The following is an 18,125-nucleotide window of genomic DNA, read 5'->3' as shown; positions in this document are numbered from 1 at the left end:
CTCCCTAGAAACATGTTCAGACTTTGGGGGCAGTGTTCACAAGCTGCCCTCTGGTATTGACAAGATCGACGAATACGCCCGCCCCTACCGATATGATCGACGGGTCGAAGACAAAGGCCGGATGGTGCGGGTATTGCCCCGTATTTCCGACAAAAAAGTAGGTTCCGGGCACACGCGCCTGCAAAAGCGAGAAATCCTCCGAGGCCATGATCGGTCTGGCTTTTGCCATCACGTTCTGCGCACCGACAATTCGTTCAGCCGAGGCATAAACGGCTTCATTGGTCTCTGAATTGTTCAATGCGGCGGGAACCATGCTCTGAACCGAGCACTCGATCCTGACGCCATAGATGCTTTCGGTCGCGCGGCAGCAATCTTCGATCACGCGGGCCAAGCGGTCGCGCACGGCGACGTCATAGGTGCGCATCGTGCCCGAAAGGTCCAACCGCTCGGGAAGGATGTTGCGGGCCGTTCCGCCATGGATCGCACCGAAGCTGATAACACCCGTCTCGCGCGCATCTATAACGCGGGTCGTGGCCTGTTGAATGCTGGTGATCAGCATTGCGGCGGCAAGCACGGCATCCTGCCCCGTTTGCGGCGCCGACCCATGCGTTCCTTTGGCATGGATCACGATATCGATGTTGTCGGAAGACGAGAGTGCGACGCTTTCAGGAATGCCGACTTGGCCCAAGCCCATCCCCGGAAGGTTATGGAGTGCATAGACCTCGTCACAGGGGAAACGCTCAAGCAAACCGTCCGCAATCATCGCCGCCGCTCCGGTAAGAAGCTCTTCGGCAGGCTGGAAAATGAAATGGACGGTTCCGGTAAAGTTGCGGTTTTCCGAGAGATACTGCGCCGCAGTCAGAAGAGTGACCATATGTCCATCGTGGCCACAGCCATGGAAACGGTCCGGGATTTCGGACGCATAGGGCAGTCCCGACTCTTCCGTCATCGGAAGCGCATCGAGCTCTGCGCGCAGACCGATCCGCCGCCCTGCACCCTCGCTCCCCACAAGAGTGCCGACAACGCCCGTTCCGCCGATCCCTGTTTCGACCTCGATCCCGAAGGACAGGAGTGTCTTGGCGACAAACGCAGCCGTTTCGTGCTCTTCAAAGCCTGTCTCGGGGTGGCGATGCAAGGTCTGCAGCCAATCCAAGACGGTCTGTTGACGGGGCTGGAACCAAGAGTCGAACAAGCATTTCCTCCATTGCACATTCATATAGTTTCATTTTGCAACTATTAAATCAAGATACTATTGTCGGTGTGGACTATTGAGAGATTTGCATTAAAATCACTCCCATTATCAGGAGGAAGAAAAATGAGCCTTTCCAAAGTGTTTCGGAATGAGCGCCTCACCTATAAACTCAATATCGTGGCAAACCGCGCCATATCGGAGAACGACTCGATCTTTGTGCGCGAGACGGGTCTCAACATCCGAGAGCTTCGTGTTTTGCGGCTGGTGGACGACACGCCAGGAATCACCTTTGTCGATGTCTCAGAGGTCACCAGCCTTGAACGCACGCTCACCTCGCGCATTATCCAGAAACTCATTCGGGATGGATTTCTGGTCCGCGAGAACTCGAAAGAAGACGCGCGCAAGTTCGGGCTCCACACGACGGAAGCGGGCAAAAAAGCCCGTGCCAAGGGTCGTCTCGTCTCGGACAGATTGGAACGTCTCCTCATCCAACCCCTCAGTGCCGAAGAAGAAGCCACTTTGAACACACTTCTCAACAAGCTGGGCGCTTGGGTCGCCTCGAAGGACTATCGCGATCTCCTGAGCGCGGAATAAGACGGACTTCATTGGCGTTTGTTCGAGCGAACGACAAATACATCTCCCTACGGCGAAGTTTTCGGCTAGACTCTAGTCAAATTCGCAAGCGGCGCTAAGTTCGCGAGGGAACGAACCAGTTGGAGGGAGGCTAGCTGGCATTCGGTATGGAAGTTGTCGAATTCTCACATAACTTGTGGCTCGTGGCTGCATCTCTTGCTGTTGCGATGATGGCGGGATTCACAGGCTTGAGCCTGACAAATGGTCTTTCCGAATATCCGTCGAACTATCGCAAAATTGCCGTCTCCTTTGCTGCGATCGCACTCGGAGGCGGGATATGGTCGATGCATTTCGTGGCGATGCTCGGGCTCCAGCTTCCCTTCGATTTCTTTTATGACGCCGCGATCACTTTGACCTCTGCGTTGGTGGCGATCCTTGTTGTCGGCGCAGCGCTCTTGCTGCTCCATTTCGGCAAGCGCACGCGGCCCAAGTTGATCTTGGCGGGGTTGATCGTCGGGGTGGGCATCATCGCAATGCACTACATCGGCATGGCCGCACTCCAACTCTGCAAGGCCGTTTATACACCCTTCGGGGTCACACTCTCGATCGTGTCATCCTGTGTGCTGAGCGTGGCGGCCTTCGGCATCGCCTATAGCAAGCGCAACAGACGGAATATCCTGCTCGGCACAATCGTGTTCGGGCTGGCGGTCTTTGCCGTGCATTTCATCGCCACCGCGGCCACCAAATTCAGCCAACTTCTCGAAACCGCAAAAGTCGGTCCGATCATGAGCAACGAAACGCTCGCAATCGGGGTCGTATTATCAAGCTTTGCGCTCTGCGGTGCGTTCCTGCTTTCCACCGCAACGTTCCTGCCTTCAGAGACACTCGCGGCTGCCGGACCCGAGCCGTCACCCACGCAGCCAAGCAATATCGAAAGCAATCTGCAGCCTCTTGCGCCGATGGCGATGAAGCAAATTCCCTACGAACTTGAAGGCCGCACCCAATTCGTTGACGCGGGCGCCGTCGCGGCCATTCGTGCCGAGGGTCACTATACCTATGTCTACACCCAAAACGGTCATTTCTTTTGTGCGTGGTCCATCGCCGAAGCCGAAAAACGGCTGGCCAAATCGAACTTCATCAAGACCCACCGCAGCTATCTGATCAACCCGACCATGGTAAAAGGCTTCGAACGTCTCAAGGATACGGGGGTCTGTTACTTCGGGCTTCCCGATCTCGCCAAGGTTCCGGTGAGCCGCTCGCAACTCAAGCCCGTGCGCGAGGCGCTGGGGCTCTGAACCCATTCGCAATTCGTGCAGGATTTTCGCATTTCGTGAAAAAACCTTCTGAAATAAGGCGAATTTAACTGCGTCACCCCGAGTGACGAACCAGCCTCCCATTGTCTGATCATCAAAGGCAGGGAGGGCCAAGTATGATTCCAGCTTCTTTCGACTACCACCGTCCCAGCGATCTCGAAGGCGTTCTCGCTCTTCTCAAAGAGCACGGAGACGACGCGCGTGTCATCGCTGGCGGGCACAGTCTCATCCCCATGATGAAACTCCGCATGGCCGAAGTTCCGCAACTCATCGACCTTCAGGCGATCGAAAGCCTCAAGGGCTATTCGGTAAACGGCAACCATGTGAAAATCGGCGCGATGGTGACGCAGCATGAACTGATCAACAGCGACGAGCTTGCCGCTGTTGCGCCTATCCTGCGTGAAACCTCGCTCCAGATTGCCGACCCCCAAGTGCGCTACATGGGCACGGTCGGCGGCAATGTCGCCAACGGCGATCCGGGCAACGACATGCCCGGGTTGATGCAGTGTCTGGACGCGACGCTGCACCTGATCGGGCCGAACGGCACCCGCGAGGTCGCGGCACGTGACTATTACGAAGCGGCCTATGTGACGGCCCGCGAAGAGGACGAAGTTCTCACCGCGATCAGCTTTGAAGCCCCCAAAGGCGGCTTTGCCTATGAGAAGCAGAAGCGCAAGATCGGGGACTATGCCACCGCTGCCGCTGCGGTCACGATCCAGAAAGACGGCGGCAAAGTCGTCTCGGCGTCCATTGCTATGACCAACCTCAGCGATACGCCCGTCTGGTCCGAAGCAGCAGGCGCCGCACTTGTCGGAACGACCTGCGACGCAGGAGCGATCAAAGCCGCTGTGACCGCCATGCTCGACGACATCGACCCGACCGAAGACAACCGCGGTCCCGTTGCATTCAAAAAGCACGTGGCCGGCATCATCCTCACTCGCGCGATCACCCGCGCTTGGGAACGCGCGTAAGGAGCAAATCATGTCCAAGAAAATGCACATCAATCTCACCGTGAACGGTGAACACCATGAGTTCCTCGCCGAACCGCGCGAGCTTCTCATCTATACGCTGCGCGAGCGCCTGAACATTACGGGCCCGCACATCGGTTGCGAGACGTCGCATTGCGGCGCTTGCACCGTTACCCTGAACGGCAAGTCGGTCAAAGCCTGCACGATGTTCATCGCACAGGCAGACGGAGCCGAGATCACCACCATCGAGGGTATCGGCTCACCCGACAACCTTCATGTGCTCCAGCGTTCCTTCCGCGAGCATCACGGGCTCCAGTGCGGCTACTGCACACCCGGCATGATCACGCGGGCGTCCAAGCTTCTCGAAGAAAACCCCAATCCGACCGAAGAAGAAGTGCGCTTCGGGATGGCCGGCAACATGTGCCGCTGCACCGGTTACCAGAACATCGTGAAATCGATCCTCGCCGCCGCGAGTGAACTGAACGCCGCGAAGGAGGCCGCAGAATGAAAGATTTTACCGACGAACAGAAAGAGCGCGCCGCCAATCTCAAAGGCCTTGGTAGCTCGCGCAAGCGGGTCGAGGACGCTCGCTTTACCCAAGGCAAGGGCAACTATGTCGACGACATTAAGCTTCCCGGCATGCTGCACGGTGACTTTGTGCGTTCGCCCTATGCCCACGCCCGGATCAAATCGATCGACACGTCCAAGGCCATGGCACTCGAGGGCGTTGTCGCTGTCTTGACCGCAGCCGACCTTGCACCTCTCAACCTTCACTGGATGCCGACCCTTGCGGGCGACAAGCAGATGGTTCTTGCCGACGGCAAAGTGCTTTTCCAAGGACAGGAAGTCGCTTTCGTGGTCGCCAAAGACCGCTTTATCGCGGCTGATGCTGTCGAACTCGTCGAAGTGGACTACGAAGAACTTCCCGTTATCGTGAACCCCTTCGAAGCGCTCCAGTCCGATGTCGTCCTTCGTGAAGACATTGCCGACAAGAAAGAAGGCGCTCACGGTCCGCGCAAGCACCACAACCACATCTTTACGTGGGAAGTCGGAGAAGAAGCCGCAACCAATGACGTGATCGAGAACGCCGAAGTGGTCGCGACCGAAACCGTCTATTACCACCGCACACACCCCTGCCCGCTCGAAACCTGCGGCTCGGTTGCGTCGATGGACAAGGTCAATGGCAAGCTCACGCTCTGGGGCACCTTCCAAGCGCCGCACGTTGTGCGGACGGTCGCATCGCTTCTCTCGGGGATCGAAGAGCACAACATCCGTGTGATCTCGCCCGATATCGGTGGCGGCTTCGGCAACAAGGTCGGTGTTTATCCCGGCTATGTCTGCTCGATCGTTGCGTCCATCGTCACGGGCGTTCCCGTCAAGTGGATCGAAGACCGCATGGAAAACCTCATGTCGACTGCCTTTGCACGCGACTATTGGATGACGGGCAAGATCGCCGCCACCAAAGAAGGCAAAATCACAGGTCTTCACTGCCATGTGACAGCCGACCACGGTGCATTTGACGCCTGTGCGGACCCGACGAAGTTCCCCGCCGGTTTCATGAGCATCTGCACGGGGTCTTATGACATCCCCACCGCCTATCTTGCGGTGGATGGCGTCTATACGAACAAAGCACCTGGCGGCGTCGCCTATCGCTGTTCGTTCCGCGTGACCGAAGCCGTGTATTTCATCGAGCGCATGATCGAAGTTCTCGCGATCGAGCTCAACATGGACGCTGCCGAGCTTCGCCGCATCAACTTTATCAAGAAAGAACAGTTCCCCTATCAGTCGGCTCTCGGCTGGGAATACGACTCGGGCGATTATCACACTGCTTGGGACAAGGCGCTCAAGGCTGTCGACTACGAAGGCCTTCGCAAGGAACAGGCCGAACGCGTCGAAGCCTTCAAGCGCGGCGAAACCCGTTCGCTTATGGGGGTCGGTCTGACGTTCTTTACCGAGATCGTCGGTGCGGGTCCTGTAAAAAACTGTGATATCCTTGGTATGGGTATGTTCGACAGCTGCGAAATCCGCATCCACCCGACGGGTTCGGCCATCGCACGTCTCGGCACCATCTCTCAGGGTCAGGGCCATGCCACGACCTTTGCACAGATTCTTGCCTCGGAAATCGGTCTGCCCGCAGACAGCATCACCATCGAAGAAGGCGACACCGACACCGCGCCTTATGGTCTTGGCACCTATGGTTCGCGGTCTACGCCCGTCGCAGGTGCTGCAACCGCTCTGGCAGGCCGCAAAATCCGCGCCAAGGCGCAGATGATCGCAGCCTACCTTCTCGAAGTGCATGATGACGATGTTGAGTGGGACATCGACCGCTTTGTCGTCAAAGGCGCACCCGAGCGGTTCAAGACCATGAAGGAAATCGCCTATGCCGCCTATAACCAGGCGATCCCGGGCGTTGAACCTGGCCTTGAAGCAGTGAGCTACTATGACCCGCCGAACATGACCTATCCCTTCGGGGCTTATGTCTGCGTGATGGATATCGACGTCGACACCGGTGTACAGACCATCCGCAAATTCTATGCGCTCGATGACTGCGGCACCCGCATCAACCCGATGATCATCGAAGGCCAGATCCACGGTGGTTTGACCGAAGCGCTCGCCGTCGCCTTGGGCCAAGAGATTGCCTATGACGACATGGGCAACGTCAAGACGGGCACGTTTATGGACTTCTTCCTGCCGACCGCTTGGGAAGTTCCGAACTACATCACGGATCACACCGTAACCCCGTCCCCGCACCATCCGATCGGTGCAAAGGGCGTCGGCGAAAGCCCGCACGTCGGCGGCGTTCCCTGCTTCTCGAACGCTGTGAACGATGCTTTCCGTGCCTTTGGCCTTCGTCACACCCACATGCCCCACGACCACTGGCGCATTTGGCAGACGGCCAACAAGCTCGGCCTTCACGATTGATGCAAACGGGCTGCCCCTCACGCGGGGCGGCCCACCTCACCAAGGGGCGTTTCATGAGTTTCAAAGCGATCCAAACCGCAATGGCGGGCCAAGGCTATGTGGCTTCGGATGATCTGGCGATGGCCGTTCATCTTGCTCTTACCCTTGGTCGTCCTTTGCTGCTTGAAGGCGCAGCGGGCGTCGGCAAAACCGAAATCGCCAAAGTTCTGGCCGCCGTGAACGAGACAAAGCTCATTCGGTTACAATGCTACGAGGGGCTCGATGCCTCTCAGGCGATCTACGAATGGAACTATCAAAAGCAGCTCCTTTCGATCCGCGCCGCAGCCGAAAGCGGAACCGTGACCGACGCAGAGGCACGGATTTTTTCCGAAGAGTTTCTTCTTGAACGCCCCCTTCTGGCCGCAATCAGGCAGGCGAAATCGCCCGTTTTGCTGGTCGACGAAATCGACCGCGCGGACGAGGAGTTCGAAGCGTTTCTTCTCGAAGTCCTGTCCGACTTCCAGATTACAATCCCCGAACTCGGGACGATCACAGCCACCGCGCGTCCCGTCGTCATTCTCACCGCGAACGGAACCCGCGATCTGTCGGATGCACTGCGCCGCCGCTGTCTTTATGCCCATGTCGGCTATCCCGATCGTCAAACGGAACTCGCGATCCTCAAGTCGCGTTGCCCTGATATCGAAGCAGCACTTGCCGGCCAGATTGTAGGCTTCATCCAGAGCTTGCGCAAAGAGGACCTTGAAAAGGTGCCCGGCATTGCGGAAATGCTCGACTTTGCTGCCGCTCTGATCGGGCTTGGGATCAACGATCTTACTCAGGACCCCGCCCTGCTTCAAGCGACAATGGCGACCTTGCTCAAGACCGAGGTGGACCGTTTCAATATCACCACCGAGATCACCCAACGACTTGCGGGGCAAGCCGCATGACGCGGGTCACGAAATTTTCGGGACGCGACAGCGGACCCGCCGCGCGGGTCGGGGGGTTCGTTGCCCATCTGCGGGACAACGGGTTCCGCGTGGGTGTCGCAGAGGCCGAGGCATCACTCATGGCATTGGCCCAAGTGGAACCCTATCGCCCGACCGAGGCCAAGAGCGCGCTCAAGACCGTGCTCACCGGATGCCGCGAAGAGTTCGAGCGCTTTGATACCCTGTTCGACAGTTTCTGGATGAACGGAGGCCGCGTGACCGAGCGGATGAGCCGGTCAAACACGATGGCCCAACATGTTCATTCATCCCGTCCCGCACGCGGGGCGGACGAGGGCGGCGCGTCCGGCGAGGCCACCGCCCCCGATCAAGGCGAAGGCGAAAGCAACTCGGGCGGCGAAGGCAAACTCGTTGCGACCCTGACCCAGCAAAAGATGCGCCGCGACCTGCGCCACGTGGTTCAACCCGACGAGATCAAAGAGGCCGAAGCCATCGCGCACCGTCTTGGAGCCGCGCTTCGTGACCGTCGTTCGCGTCGCCGCAAGGCCGCTCAAAAGGGTGACCGCATCCATTTTCGCAAGCTCATGCGCCAAAGCCTCCAGACAGGAGGCGAGCCGCTACAGCTCCCCAAGAAAAAGCGCCCCGATCGTCCACGAAAGATCGTGACGATCTGTGACGTCTCGGGGTCGATGACGCTCTATGCTCAAGTATTCCTTGCCTTTGTTGCGGGGCTCATGCGTGCGGATGACACGGCGGATGCCTATCTCTTTCACACGCGGCTCGTTCGGATTGCCGAGGCGCTTCGTGATCGTGATCCGATGCGGGCCCTCGGGCGCTTGTCCGTGCTTGCAGACGGCTTTGGCGGCGGCTCGAAGATCGGCACATCGCTGCTTCAGTTTTCCAAGACCTATGCGCGCAGATTCGTGGATGGCCGCACAGTCGTCGTGATCTTGTCCGACGGCTATGACACCGGCGCGCCCGAGCAAATCGGCGAAGCGCTTGCGCTGCTCAAAAAGCGGGGCTGCAGGATCATCTGGCTCAATCCTCTCAAAGGGTGGGACGGTTATGAACCCGTGGCCGCAGGGATGCGCCACGCACTGCCTCATCTGGATCTCTTCCGACCTGCGAACACTCTGGCGGATCTTGCTGCTCTAGAAACGGAGTTGATGCGACTATGATCACAACCAAATTCCCGGATACCGGCTTTGACGAGCTCGTCCGGTCTTTGTCGGACAGAGGCGAACCCTATGCGATTGCCACAGTCATTCGCACTATGGGCCTGACGGCGGCAAAACCGGGCGCAAAGGCCGTGCTCAACCACGAAGGCACGATCATCGAAGGATGGATCGGGGGCGGATGCGTGCGGTCCGCAATGACCAAAGCGACCCTCCGCGCCATCGACGAGGGTGCCCCCCAGCTTATCTCTCTTGCTCCTGCCGAAGTGCTTGCCGATCTCGAGATCGAAGCGGGCGCAGAAGTGAACGGTATACGATACGCCAAGAACGGCTGCCCGTCCAAAGGGTCGCTCGACATCTTCATCGAACCGGTGGTGCCGATGCCCGAACTTCTCGTTTTTGGAACTTCACCCGTTGCCCGTGCGCTTGCCGCATTGGCGGAACGCTTCAATTGGTCGGTGCAGACGCCCGACGCAGACGACACGATCCATCCGCTTGCCACAGGCGCACGCCGAATGGTCGTGGTTGCGACCCAAGGCAAAGATGATCTTGCCGCGCTCAAGTCGGCGCTTCAGACCCAGAGCGAGCATATCGGCTTCGTTGCGAGCCGCAAAAAATGGGCGGCTCTGTCGAATAAACTTGCCGAAGCGGGCTTTGACGAAACTGCACTTTCACGGGTGCAGGCACCGGCAGGGCTTGCGATCGATGCGGTCACGCCTGACGAAATCGCTCTCTCGATCCTTGCACAACTGACCCAAATACGTCGCCGCAAACAAAGAAAGGACAGCGCCGATGCCTGACCTCGCGGACAAGGAAAAACCGACACTCAAACGTTTGCTCGAGCATCTCAAGCCAAAGCCTCTCACACCGGAGCAGGCCGAGGTTCTGGCCACCGTAAAATATCCCTGTTGCTAAGAAGGACTGCAAAATGGAACTCAAGGACGAAATCCTGATCGATGCCCCGAAAGATCGTGTTTATGCGGCTCTGAACGACCCGAACATCCTCAAACAATGTATTCCCGGTTGCGAGGAGTTGATCCAGCATTCCGATAGCGAACTTGAAGCGCTTGTCGTTCTCAAGGTGGGTCCCGTCAAAGCCAGATTCAGCGGCAATGTGACCTTGGACAAGTCAGGCGCGCCGGACGCGTTTTCTCTGACGGGTCAAGGCAACGGCGGTGCGGCGGGTCACGCAAAGGGCGGCGCAGATGTGACGCTGACCGAAGTCGACGGAAAAACCCTGCTGAGCTATGATGCAAAGGCCGAAATCGGGGGGAAACTCGCCCAGCTTGGAAGCCGTTTGATCCAGAGCACAGCGAAAAAGCTGGCGGGTGCGTTCTTTGCCAAGTTCGCAGAAGTGATGGAAGAAAAGGCCGAAGCCTGATCGAACGGCTGCGCCTTGCCGAAAGGCGCAGCCATTCTCCTAGGTTTGATCTTTTTGGATGAGGAGCGAGACAAAGGTCAGCGCCATCCCGACAAAAGAGACCAACGCACTGAAAAAGAAGGCATCCGAGCCGAAAACCTTGAAGATCGGCCCGAAAGCCATGACCACGAAAATGGACGATGTCTGCATCAGGATCGCAAAGAACCCCTGTGCCTCGGCCGAAACGGATTCGTCCGTCCGTTTCGCGATGAAATACATGCCCCCCAGATAGGCAAAGGTAAAACTGAACGCCTGTAACAGTTGAACCAGAACAAGGACCGGCACGCTCGGCTCGAACGTCATGAGCGTCCAACGCAAAATCGCAAAAGCGCCGCCAAGCATCAAAAGCGAACGCGCGGTAAAGCGGAACTCCACGTGTTTCCAAAGAAGCATGGTTACGGCCTCGGCGCCTGCGGCGAGTGCGATCAGGAACCCGATCGTGCCTGCGGAAATGCCTTGATTGCTCCAGACCAAAGCAGAAAAGCCGTTCATGATCATATGGGTGGAAAAGATGAACGATGCCCCGATCAAAGGCAGAAGCACCCAAAGTCTGAGCGCTTGGCGCAGCTCTTTCGTGAGAATGGCACCCCCGCTTGTCGAGCGTTTGCTCGCAGGATCACGCATCACGGGAAGATAATAGCCCGTCACCACGCGCAGCGCCGAAAGCCCCCCAAAGAGCCACAAAAAAGCATTCGGCCCGAACCAATCGGCAAGATACCCAGTCACCAAGCTGATCAACAGAAACCCTGCGGTGCCCCAAGCTCTGACGGTGCCGAACGAAAAGCCGCTGCGCTGTCCCAAACGGATCGTCGCAGCATCCGCGACAGGACCGACCATGATCGCAGGAGACACCGCAAGCACCCAAGCGATCAGAACAGTGACAAACGTATCGGCAAGTCCGAAAAACGCAGCAAAGAGCGCGGCAAGGGCCTGACCGATCAAAATCGTCTGCTTCCAGTCGGTGGCTTTATCCGCAATGCGGCCGACGAACACAGTCAAAAGGAGTGTGATTGCCATCGGCGCCGCATTCAAAACCCCGATCTGCGACTCGGTGATCCCGATATGGTCGAGCCAAATCGGAAGATAGGCCACGGTCACAGCAGCAGGCATGAACAACGTGAAGTAAAACCGCGTAACGGCGAATTGCGGCTTATTCATAAATGCTCCTGAAAGTTCGGCGGGTCGGCGCTTTGGCAAAACTGTTAGCGCTCACCAAAGTGGGTTTTCTACGCATTCGCAAGAGATCGCCGCAGAGTTACGCAAATTTACGTGCCGCAGCAAAATCGCTCAGAGAGCAAGTCCTGCAAGTCGTCCTTCTCGGATCGCCGCGGGAGCTTTGCGCGGGGACATGGCGTCGCCGATGACATGACTTGTGATGCCTTTCGCAGTCAACTCGACCAAAAGACTCTGATCAGAGCGGTTCCCCGTGGCCAAAACAAGACTATCTGCTGGAATTAACGACGCTTCCCCTGTCAAGAGCGAAAGACAGCTTGCCCCATCTTTGGTCCATGCCTCGAGCGCGGTTTCCGTCACAAAACGCACGCCAAGCTTGGCCAAAGTCATGCGGGCAGGCACATCGGCGCCCGACCGATAGAGTTCCTTGGCCACAACTGGGTCAGGTGTGACAATCGTCACTTCATGCCCTGCTTCAGCCAAAGCCCAAGCCGTGCCGACCCCTTTCCAATGCCCACCTTCATCGAGAATGACGACACGCTTTCCCAAGCGCGCGGATTTCCCCATCACATCCGCCGCGCTCCAAACGTTTCGGCTCTCGATGCCTTCGAGCGTTGCACGGTGCGGAAGTGCCTTCTGAAACCCGCTCTCGTTGGCAAACGAACCTGTGGCAATGATCAAATGATCCGCGCCAAAGGACCCGATATCCTCGGCGTCGAAATAGGTATGAAACCGAACATCGACTCCAAGTTTTGCAAGTTGTCGTTCATACCAATCGATCAAGTCCGTGATCTGGGCGCGACGCGGCTGCATCCCGGCAAGGCGGAATTGCCCTCCTAGCTTGCCGGACGCTTCGACCAAGCAGACACGGTGCCCTCTGGCAGCGGCAACCCGCGCCGCCTCGAGCCCCGCCGGCCCGCCTCCGACAACCAACACAGAGCGGGGCGTATCGGTTCTACTGAACTCTTCGTCCCCCCAAAGATATTCGTGCCCGACAGCGGGATTGATAAGGCAGGAGATATAGTAATCCCGTCCGCGTCTCCCCCAACATTGCTCGTTACAGGTCAGACAGCCCCGAATATCGTCGGAACGGCCCTCTTCAGCCTTTTTGACCAAATGGGGATCGGCAATCTGGCCTCGAACAATCGACACAAGGTCGGACTGCCCCGCCCCGATCACGGTATTCGCGTTCTCGGGGGTGCGGATGTTGGACTCGGCGATCACTTTGGCCCCAACTCCTGCATCCTTGAGCAGTTTTGCCAAATCCGCCCCAAGGTTCTCTGCAAACTGAAAGGTGGGAAGGATCTTGTAATATTCGAAATAACTGCCCGAACCGACAGTCACATAATCCATGAGCCCCTGTGCATCGTGGAGCGACACGACCTCGACCATCTCTGCACGGCTGAGACAGACAGGCACCTCTTCGTTGTCGTTGATCGACAGGCCGATTATGAAATCGGGTCCGCAGGCCTCGCGGATCCGCCTCATGATCGTTCGGGACAGGCGCGTGCGGTTTTCAAGCGATCCGCCCCATTCATCGTTGCGCGTGTTGGAAAACGGGGTCCAGAATTGATCAAGCAAAGAGTGATAGGCGGCCCAGACCTCGACCCCGTCAAACCCTGCCGCTTGGCAACGCAAAGCCGCCTTTACGAACCCGTCGATGGTTTCCTCTATCTCGCTCGGCGTCATTTCATGACTGCCGTCATTGTCATGATAGCTCGGTCCCCCCGATGGAGACCAATTCGGATGCCAGCTGTTGTCCCAATCCCCATGTGCACCGACGTGATAGAGTTGCTGGATCATCACCGTGCCAAAGGCTTTGCATGCTTGGGTGAGGGCCTTGAAATGGGGCACAACGCTGTCATCGGAATGAAGGAAATTGCCCCGCGTGAGAACGGCGGCCGCATGGACAGGCATCGGCTCGACGACGATCATCGACGCCCCGCCTCGTGCACGTTCCTTGTAATAGGCGATGTGCTGCTCGAAAGGGAGACCGTTACGCGCCATATTCGTCGTGTGCGCACCAAAAACAATTCGGTTCTTGAGGACTCGGGACCCGACCTTGAGGGGTGTGAAAATATGTTTCAAGAAAGTGTTCCCTGTTCCAACCCATCCAAGCCGCGCAAGGTGTCGAGACTTTGTCCCGACCGTTCGAGATGCAAGCGGAGCCGTTGATTATACCCGCCTTCGGTATTCAACGCCGCGATCAGGTCATCTGCGCGGGACTGGCCGAGGCTCGACGCGACAAGCTCCCTGAGAAACTCTTCTCCTGCCTCACCGTCCTCGATCCGATTGCCGAGCCAATGTGCGGTGTCCGAGACCATTCGCGCGATAGGCGAGAGTATGGCCTGCGCACAAAGATAAGCATCAAGCTCCTTGGCATCCTTGAGCGCGAAGACACGATTCCGCTCCCCGAAGATCGCTTCAACCAGACCCCTATCCCCAAGAGCAAGGATCGCGGACCCTCCACTTGCGATAGTCGGAAAAGGAAGCATCACGGCACTTGCATCAGCTGGGGCGACCATGGCTGCTACGTCTTCGAGAGTGACACCCGCCATGAATGAGATGACACGCTGGCCACCCCGAAAACAAAGGCCTGGTAAAATATCCTTGGCGGTCTCGGCCATGAGCGCAATAAAAACAACGTCGCTTTGATCAAGCACTGTTTGATTGTCGGTAACGCTCACGCTCGAAAATTCTGACGCAAGTGCCGAAGAAAACGTCTTGCTGCGTTCCGAGATGGTGATCAGATGCCCGTCATTCGCGATGGCGCGCACCACTGCGCTTGCAATCGTTCCGGTTCCGATAAATCCGATACGCATCCGCTCTCCCGCCGCTTCTCATAAGGGGACAGAGGCACTGAACGACATGAACCCGCACCAAGCAAGGGTCCGAATGTGTCATCCGGAACATTTCTTGTCGGTCGAGGCAGTTCGGGGATCAGCGACGGATAAAGGTCAGATAATGCGGCGTTCGTCCCTCACGCAGAGCCTTTTGCTCGTAGCGTGTCGAGACCCAGTCACTCCACGGCTCGCGCCAGTCTTCGGGGCTCTGAGCGGTCCACTCGAAACCCGCTTTGGGCACTTCCTGAAGCGTCTGGCGGACGTAATCCTCGATGTCCGTCGCAACGCGGAACTCGGCGCCCTCGGCCATGATGCGGTGAAGCGGCTCGAGGTGATCCTGCGTCACAAATCGGCGGCGGTGGTGCCGCTTTTTAGGCCATGGATCTGGATAGTTGAGAAAGGCCTTTTGAACCGTGCCTTCAGGGATCACGTCAAAGAGGTCACGCGCATCACCGGGGTGCACGGCAAGGTTGGTCACCCCAGCCTCGCGGATTTTGCCGAGCAGCATCGCAACGCCGTTGATGAACGGCTCGCAACCGATGATCCCGACGTCGGGATAGGTCTTGGCCATGTGAACCAGATGTTCGCCACCGCCGAAACCGATTTCCACCCAAAGCGGCCTGCCCCCGAAAAGCCCGTCGATATCGAGAGGCTTACGCTCGGGGTTGACGTCCCAACCCACAGCACCCGGGGAAAGACCGTCCAGATCTTCGCGCAGGTATTCCTCCTGCGAGTCGCGAAGGGTCTTGCCGCGAAGTCGGCCATAGAAATTGCGCCAAGGGGCGCCTGAGGGATGCTGGTTCTGGGTCATGGCGCGCCTTTAGCAACTTCGCCTTGCCCTTGCAATGAAAGAGGGGCGAAGTTTCCTTCGCCCCTTTTGTGGTTAGATCGCGGCCTTGAGGGCTTCGACCAGATCGGTGCGCTCCCACGAGAAGCCGCCGTCCGCCTCTGGGGCGCGGCCGAAGTGGCCATAGGCCGAGGTGCGCGCATAGATCGGACGGTTGAGACCGAGGTGCGAGCGGATGCCTCGGGGGGTGAGGTCCATAACTTGGGCAATCGCCGCTTCGATCTTGGCGGGGTCTACGTCGCCCGTGCCGAAGGTATCGGCATAGATCGAGAGCGGTTTGGCCACACCGATGGCATAGGAAAGCTGGATCGTGCAGCGCTCGGCAAGACCTGCCGCCACCACGTTCTTGGCCAGATAGCGCGCGGCATAGGCGGCCGAACGGTCCACCTTGGTCGGATCTTTGCCCGAAAACGCGCCGCCGCCGTGGGGCGCTGCGCCGCCATAGGTGTCGACGATGATCTTGCGCCCCGTAAGGCCTGCGTCCCCGTCGGGGCCGCCGATCACAAAGGTGCCCGTGGGGTTCACCCACCATTCGGTGTCCGCCGAAATCCAACCCTCAGGCAGCACTTCGCGGATATAAGGCTCGACGATGGCGCGGATGTCGGCGCTCGTCTGGCTTTCGTGGGCGTGCTGGGTCGAAAGCACGATCGAGGTGACGCCGACGGGCTTGCCGTTTTCATAGCGCACCGAAAGCTGGCTCTTGGCGTCGGGGCGCAGGGTCGGCTCGCTGCCGTCCTTGCGCACTTCGGCCAGACGCTTGAGGATCTTGTGCGCATAGTGGATCGGGGCAGGCATCAGCTCGGGCGTCTCGGTGGTCGCATAGCCGAACATGATCCCCTGATCGCCTGCGCCTTCGTCCTTGTCCTCGCGCGCGTCGACGCCTTGGGCGATATGCGCGGATTGCTCGTGCAGGAGATTGGTGATCTCGACGGTTTCGTGGTGGAACTTGTCCTGCTCGTAACCGATGTCCTTGATGCAGTCGCGGACGATCCCGTCCACGCGGCCCATGTAATCGCTCAACTTGTCCTGATCGGAGAGGCCCACTTCACCGCCGATCACAACGCGATTGGTCGTAGCAAAGGTCTCGCAGGCCACGCGAGCTTCGGGTTCCTCGGACAAAAACGCATCGAGGATGGCGTCCGAAATCCGGTCGCAGACCTTATCGGGGTGGCCTTCGGACACGGATTCCGAAGTGAAAATGTAGTTCTGTCGGCTCATTGGGAAGTGCTCCATTGGAATGTCCCCGCCACGCCAGGAAGCCGTTGTGACGGGTTTTTGTTATCGTGTTTTCGTTAGGCGCGCCGCGGCTTGCGGTCAATCGGGATACGTCCAAAAGGTGAAATGATCCAAAAGGTGACGATTGCAAGCAACAAAATGGCCGGCCACCCTTTATATTTCACAAAGACTGTTAACGGCTCGGGTGCGGGCAGTTTTACATCGAGCATTCCTTGCTGACCAAAGGGAAGGTCCGCAAGGATTTCCCCGTTGGTGCCGATCAAAGCAGTGATCCCCGTATTGGCCACGCGCAGCATCGGTAACCCCGTTTCGATCGCGCGAATGCGGGCTTGGGCCATATGCTGTGCCGGCCCTGCCCAAGTGCCGAACCATGCGTCATTTGTTGCAAGGATCAGGACATCGGGCCGTTCGCCTTTGACTACTTCCCAAGGGAAAATACCTTCGTAACAGATCAGAACCTTTGCCCGCCCGACCGCCCCGAGGTCAAAGGGTTCGGCTGTGCGACCTGCGCTGTAGCCCCCGCCTTGGGACGCGGCGAGACCATAGATGCCGAGCTGTGCGAAGACCTCGCCGAACGGAACGTATTCGCCGAAAGGCACGAGGTGCTGTTTGTCGTAGATATGTTCCACCTGCCCCTCTGCGTCGATGAAAGCAAAAGCGTTATAGAAACGCTCGCCCTCGATCCTGTTGATCCCGAAGCCAACGGGAGCAACCGCTTTCTCGCCGATTTCCGCGAGGATGTGGTCAGAGAACTCAAGAACATAAGGGATTGCCGTTTCGGGCCACAAAATGAGATCAGGTGTCCCCGGTGCAGCAGAATAGGTCAGAAGGCGTTGATAGAAGACCTCGGCCAAGAGCGGGTCCCATTTTTCGTCCTGCGGGGCGTTGGGCTGGACAAGTCGGACAGTCGGCGCGTCCGCTGGTATAACGACCTCTTCGGGGCGATACGGAAGCGCGAGAAAAACAAGCGGGGTCGCGAAAACCAGAAGCCGCATCGGCTTCTCCTGCGTCACCCAAGCAACCAGTCCGACAGCGAACAGCATCAGGATCGAAAGCCCTTCGGCCCCGAAAACCGCATAGAGCCCACTGGCGGGTGTCTCGAGCAAGACATGCGAAAACCCGCCCCATGGAAAGCCCGTGAAAAGATGCCCGCGTCCCAGCTCTGCAAGGGAAAGCCCGATAGCCCAAGCAAGATATGGCGCATGCCCTGCGAGACGGTGCGCGACGCCCTGGGTGATTGCCCAGAAAAGTGCGAGCCCTGAAGGAAGTAGAACAAGCGCAAAGGGCGCCATCCACCCGTCGCGTTCCGGCTCCACAAGAAATGGCCAAACGATCCAATGGAGCAGCACCAGAAAATAGCCGAACCCGATCAGCCAAGAGTCTTTGGCAACTTCTTTAGGTCCATGGCCACGGGCAAAAAGGCGCGCCCAAATGAAAAGGCCAACTAAGCTCAGGGGCCAGAAACCAAGCGGCGCCTGTCCCAAGGCCATCATCGCGCCCAGCAAAACGAGAACAAGGCTGCGAGGGATCCCCTTCGCAG

17 protein-coding genes and 1 riboswitch are annotated in these 18,125 nt (G+C 58.1%); of the genes, 10 read left to right on the top strand and 7 right to left on the bottom strand.

Translation table 11 applies throughout. The features are described from left to right. Positions 1 to 16: 16 nt before the first annotated feature. A complete protein-coding gene (locus QQG91_RS01760; RefSeq protein WP_285771269.1) occupies positions 17 to 1,192 on the bottom strand; it encodes an amidohydrolase in 1,176 nt (391 codons plus the stop codon). A gap of 123 nt (positions 1,193 to 1,315) precedes the next feature. Here QQG91_RS01760 and QQG91_RS01755 point away from each other — a divergent pair, with 123 nt between their 5' ends. The 10 genes from QQG91_RS01755 to QQG91_RS01710 all read left to right on the top strand — a co-directional run bounded on the left by QQG91_RS01755 (position 1,316) and on the right by QQG91_RS01710 (position 10,447). After that, positions 1,316 to 1,786, top strand: a complete 471-nt coding sequence (locus tag QQG91_RS01755; protein WP_285771268.1) for a MarR family winged helix-turn-helix transcriptional regulator — start codon at positions 1,316 to 1,318, stop codon at positions 1,784 to 1,786. 182 nt (positions 1,787 to 1,968) lie between these two features. Next, positions 1,969 to 3,060, top strand: coding sequence for an MHYT domain-containing protein (locus tag QQG91_RS01750; protein WP_352232109.1), 1,092 nt, complete (start codon positions 1,969 to 1,971; stop codon positions 3,058 to 3,060). Positions 3,061 to 3,194: 134 nt separating this feature from the next. Further along, a complete protein-coding gene (locus QQG91_RS01745; protein ID WP_285771266.1) occupies positions 3,195 to 4,049 on the top strand; it encodes an FAD binding domain-containing protein in 855 nt (284 codons plus the stop codon). A 10-nt stretch (positions 4,050 to 4,059) separates the two neighbouring features. Continuing rightward, on the top strand, positions 4,060 to 4,554 hold the full coding sequence (locus QQG91_RS01740; RefSeq protein ID WP_285771265.1) for a (2Fe-2S)-binding protein: 495 nt from the start codon (positions 4,060 to 4,062) through the stop codon (positions 4,552 to 4,554). After that, positions 4,551 to 6,968, top strand: coding sequence for an aerobic carbon-monoxide dehydrogenase large subunit (locus QQG91_RS01735; protein WP_285771264.1), 2,418 nt, complete (start codon positions 4,551 to 4,553; stop codon positions 6,966 to 6,968). Before QQG91_RS01740 ends, QQG91_RS01735 begins: the two co-directional genes overlap by 4 nt. A 53-nt stretch (positions 6,969 to 7,021) precedes the next feature. Further along, positions 7,022 to 7,894, top strand: coding sequence for an AAA family ATPase (locus QQG91_RS01730; protein WP_285771263.1), 873 nt, complete (start codon positions 7,022 to 7,024; stop codon positions 7,892 to 7,894). Beyond that, complete coding sequence (locus tag QQG91_RS01725) at positions 7,891 to 9,069, top strand: vWA domain-containing protein (RefSeq protein WP_285771262.1); 1,179 nt, start codon at positions 7,891 to 7,893, stop codon at positions 9,067 to 9,069. The genes QQG91_RS01730 and QQG91_RS01725 overlap by 4 nt, the downstream gene beginning before the upstream one ends. After that, positions 9,066 to 9,866 (top strand): XdhC family protein, encoded by an 801-nt coding sequence (locus QQG91_RS01720; RefSeq protein ID WP_285771261.1) that lies wholly within the window; start codon positions 9,066 to 9,068, stop codon positions 9,864 to 9,866. Before QQG91_RS01725 ends, QQG91_RS01720 begins: the two co-directional genes overlap by 4 nt. After that, complete coding sequence (locus QQG91_RS01715) at positions 9,859 to 9,981, top strand: hypothetical protein (RefSeq protein ID WP_285771260.1); 123 nt, start codon at positions 9,859 to 9,861, stop codon at positions 9,979 to 9,981. The genes QQG91_RS01720 and QQG91_RS01715 overlap by 8 nt, the downstream gene beginning before the upstream one ends. A 13-nt stretch (positions 9,982 to 9,994) precedes the next feature. Further along, complete coding sequence (locus QQG91_RS01710) at positions 9,995 to 10,447, top strand: SRPBCC family protein (protein ID WP_285771259.1); 453 nt, start codon at positions 9,995 to 9,997, stop codon at positions 10,445 to 10,447. Positions 10,448 to 10,486: 39 nt separating this feature from the next. Here QQG91_RS01710 and QQG91_RS01705 read toward each other — a convergent pair whose 3' ends face one another. From QQG91_RS01705 to lnt, 6 genes are all read right to left on the bottom strand, one after another. Then, the gene (locus QQG91_RS01705; protein WP_285771258.1) at positions 10,487 to 11,644 is read right to left on the bottom strand and encodes an MFS transporter; all 1,158 of its coding nucleotides are present in this window, start codon (positions 11,642 to 11,644) and stop codon (positions 10,487 to 10,489) included. Between the two features lie 129 nt (positions 11,645 to 11,773). After that, entirely contained in the window at positions 11,774 to 13,747 is a 1,974-nt protein-coding gene (locus QQG91_RS01700) for an oxidoreductase (RefSeq protein WP_285771257.1), read from the bottom strand. Continuing rightward, positions 13,744 to 14,481: an NAD(P)-binding domain-containing protein gene (locus tag QQG91_RS01695; RefSeq protein WP_285771256.1), complete on the bottom strand. Its 738-nt coding sequence runs from the start codon at positions 14,479 to 14,481 to the stop codon at positions 13,744 to 13,746. Before QQG91_RS01695 ends, QQG91_RS01700 begins: the two co-directional genes overlap by 4 nt. Positions 14,482 to 14,599: 118 nt before the next feature. After that, positions 14,600 to 15,313 (bottom strand): tRNA (guanosine(46)-N7)-methyltransferase TrmB, encoded by a 714-nt coding sequence (gene trmB / locus QQG91_RS01690; RefSeq protein WP_285771255.1) that lies wholly within the window; start codon positions 15,311 to 15,313, stop codon positions 14,600 to 14,602. A 72-nt stretch (positions 15,314 to 15,385) separates the two neighbouring features. Further along, positions 15,386 to 16,567, bottom strand: a complete 1,182-nt coding sequence (metK, locus tag QQG91_RS01685) for a methionine adenosyltransferase (protein WP_285771254.1) — start codon at positions 16,565 to 16,567, stop codon at positions 15,386 to 15,388. Between the two features lie 7 nt (positions 16,568 to 16,574). Next, a riboswitch (SAM-SAH riboswitch) is annotated at positions 16,575 to 16,623 on the bottom strand. A gap of 18 nt (positions 16,624 to 16,641) precedes the next feature. Continuing rightward, a complete protein-coding gene (lnt, locus tag QQG91_RS01680; RefSeq protein WP_285771253.1) occupies positions 16,642 to 18,075 on the bottom strand; it encodes an apolipoprotein N-acyltransferase in 1,434 nt (477 codons plus the stop codon). Positions 18,076 to 18,125: the final 50 nt, after the last annotated feature.

Source organism: Marivivens sp. LCG002 (assembly GCF_030264275.1).
Lineage (GTDB): Bacteria > Pseudomonadota > Alphaproteobacteria > Rhodobacterales > Rhodobacteraceae > Marivivens.
This window is presented reverse-complemented; position numbering and strand designations above follow the sequence as displayed.

Bases quoted from the DNA above. Each gene is read 5' to 3' on its own strand.
- QQG91_RS01755 (WP_285771268.1), top strand. From the start codon at position 1,316: ATGAGCCTTTCCAAAGTGTTTCGGAATGAGCGCCTCACCTATAAACTC.
- QQG91_RS01745 (WP_285771266.1), top strand. From the start codon at position 3,195: ATGATTCCAGCTTCTTTCGACTACCACCGTCCCAGCGATCTCGAAGGC.
- QQG91_RS01740 (WP_285771265.1), top strand. From the start codon at position 4,060: ATGTCCAAGAAAATGCACATCAATCTCACCGTGAACGGTGAACACCAT.
- QQG91_RS01735 (WP_285771264.1), top strand. From the start codon at position 4,551: ATGAAAGATTTTACCGACGAACAGAAAGAGCGCGCCGCCAATCTCAAA.
- QQG91_RS01730 (WP_285771263.1), top strand. From the start codon at position 7,022: ATGAGTTTCAAAGCGATCCAAACCGCAATGGCGGGCCAAGGCTATGTG.
- QQG91_RS01725 (WP_285771262.1), top strand. From the start codon at position 7,891: ATGACGCGGGTCACGAAATTTTCGGGACGCGACAGCGGACCCGCCGCG.
- QQG91_RS01720 (WP_285771261.1), top strand. From the start codon at position 9,066: ATGATCACAACCAAATTCCCGGATACCGGCTTTGACGAGCTCGTCCGG.
- QQG91_RS01715 (WP_285771260.1), top strand. From the start codon at position 9,859: ATGCCTGACCTCGCGGACAAGGAAAAACCGACACTCAAACGTTTGCTC.
- QQG91_RS01710 (WP_285771259.1), top strand. From the start codon at position 9,995: ATGGAACTCAAGGACGAAATCCTGATCGATGCCCCGAAAGATCGTGTT.
- QQG91_RS01705 (WP_285771258.1), bottom strand. From the start codon at position 11,644: ATGAATAAGCCGCAATTCGCCGTTACGCGGTTTTACTTCACGTTGTTC.
- QQG91_RS01695 (WP_285771256.1), bottom strand. From the start codon at position 14,481: ATGCGTATCGGATTTATCGGAACCGGAACGATTGCAAGCGCAGTGGTG.
- trmB (WP_285771255.1), bottom strand. From the start codon at position 15,313: ATGACCCAGAACCAGCATCCCTCAGGCGCCCCTTGGCGCAATTTCTAT.
- metK (WP_285771254.1), bottom strand. From the start codon at position 16,567: ATGAGCCGACAGAACTACATTTTCACTTCGGAATCCGTGTCCGAAGGC.
- lnt (WP_285771253.1), bottom strand. From the start codon at position 18,075: ATGGCCTTGGGACAGGCGCCGCTTGGTTTCTGGCCCCTGAGCTTAGTT.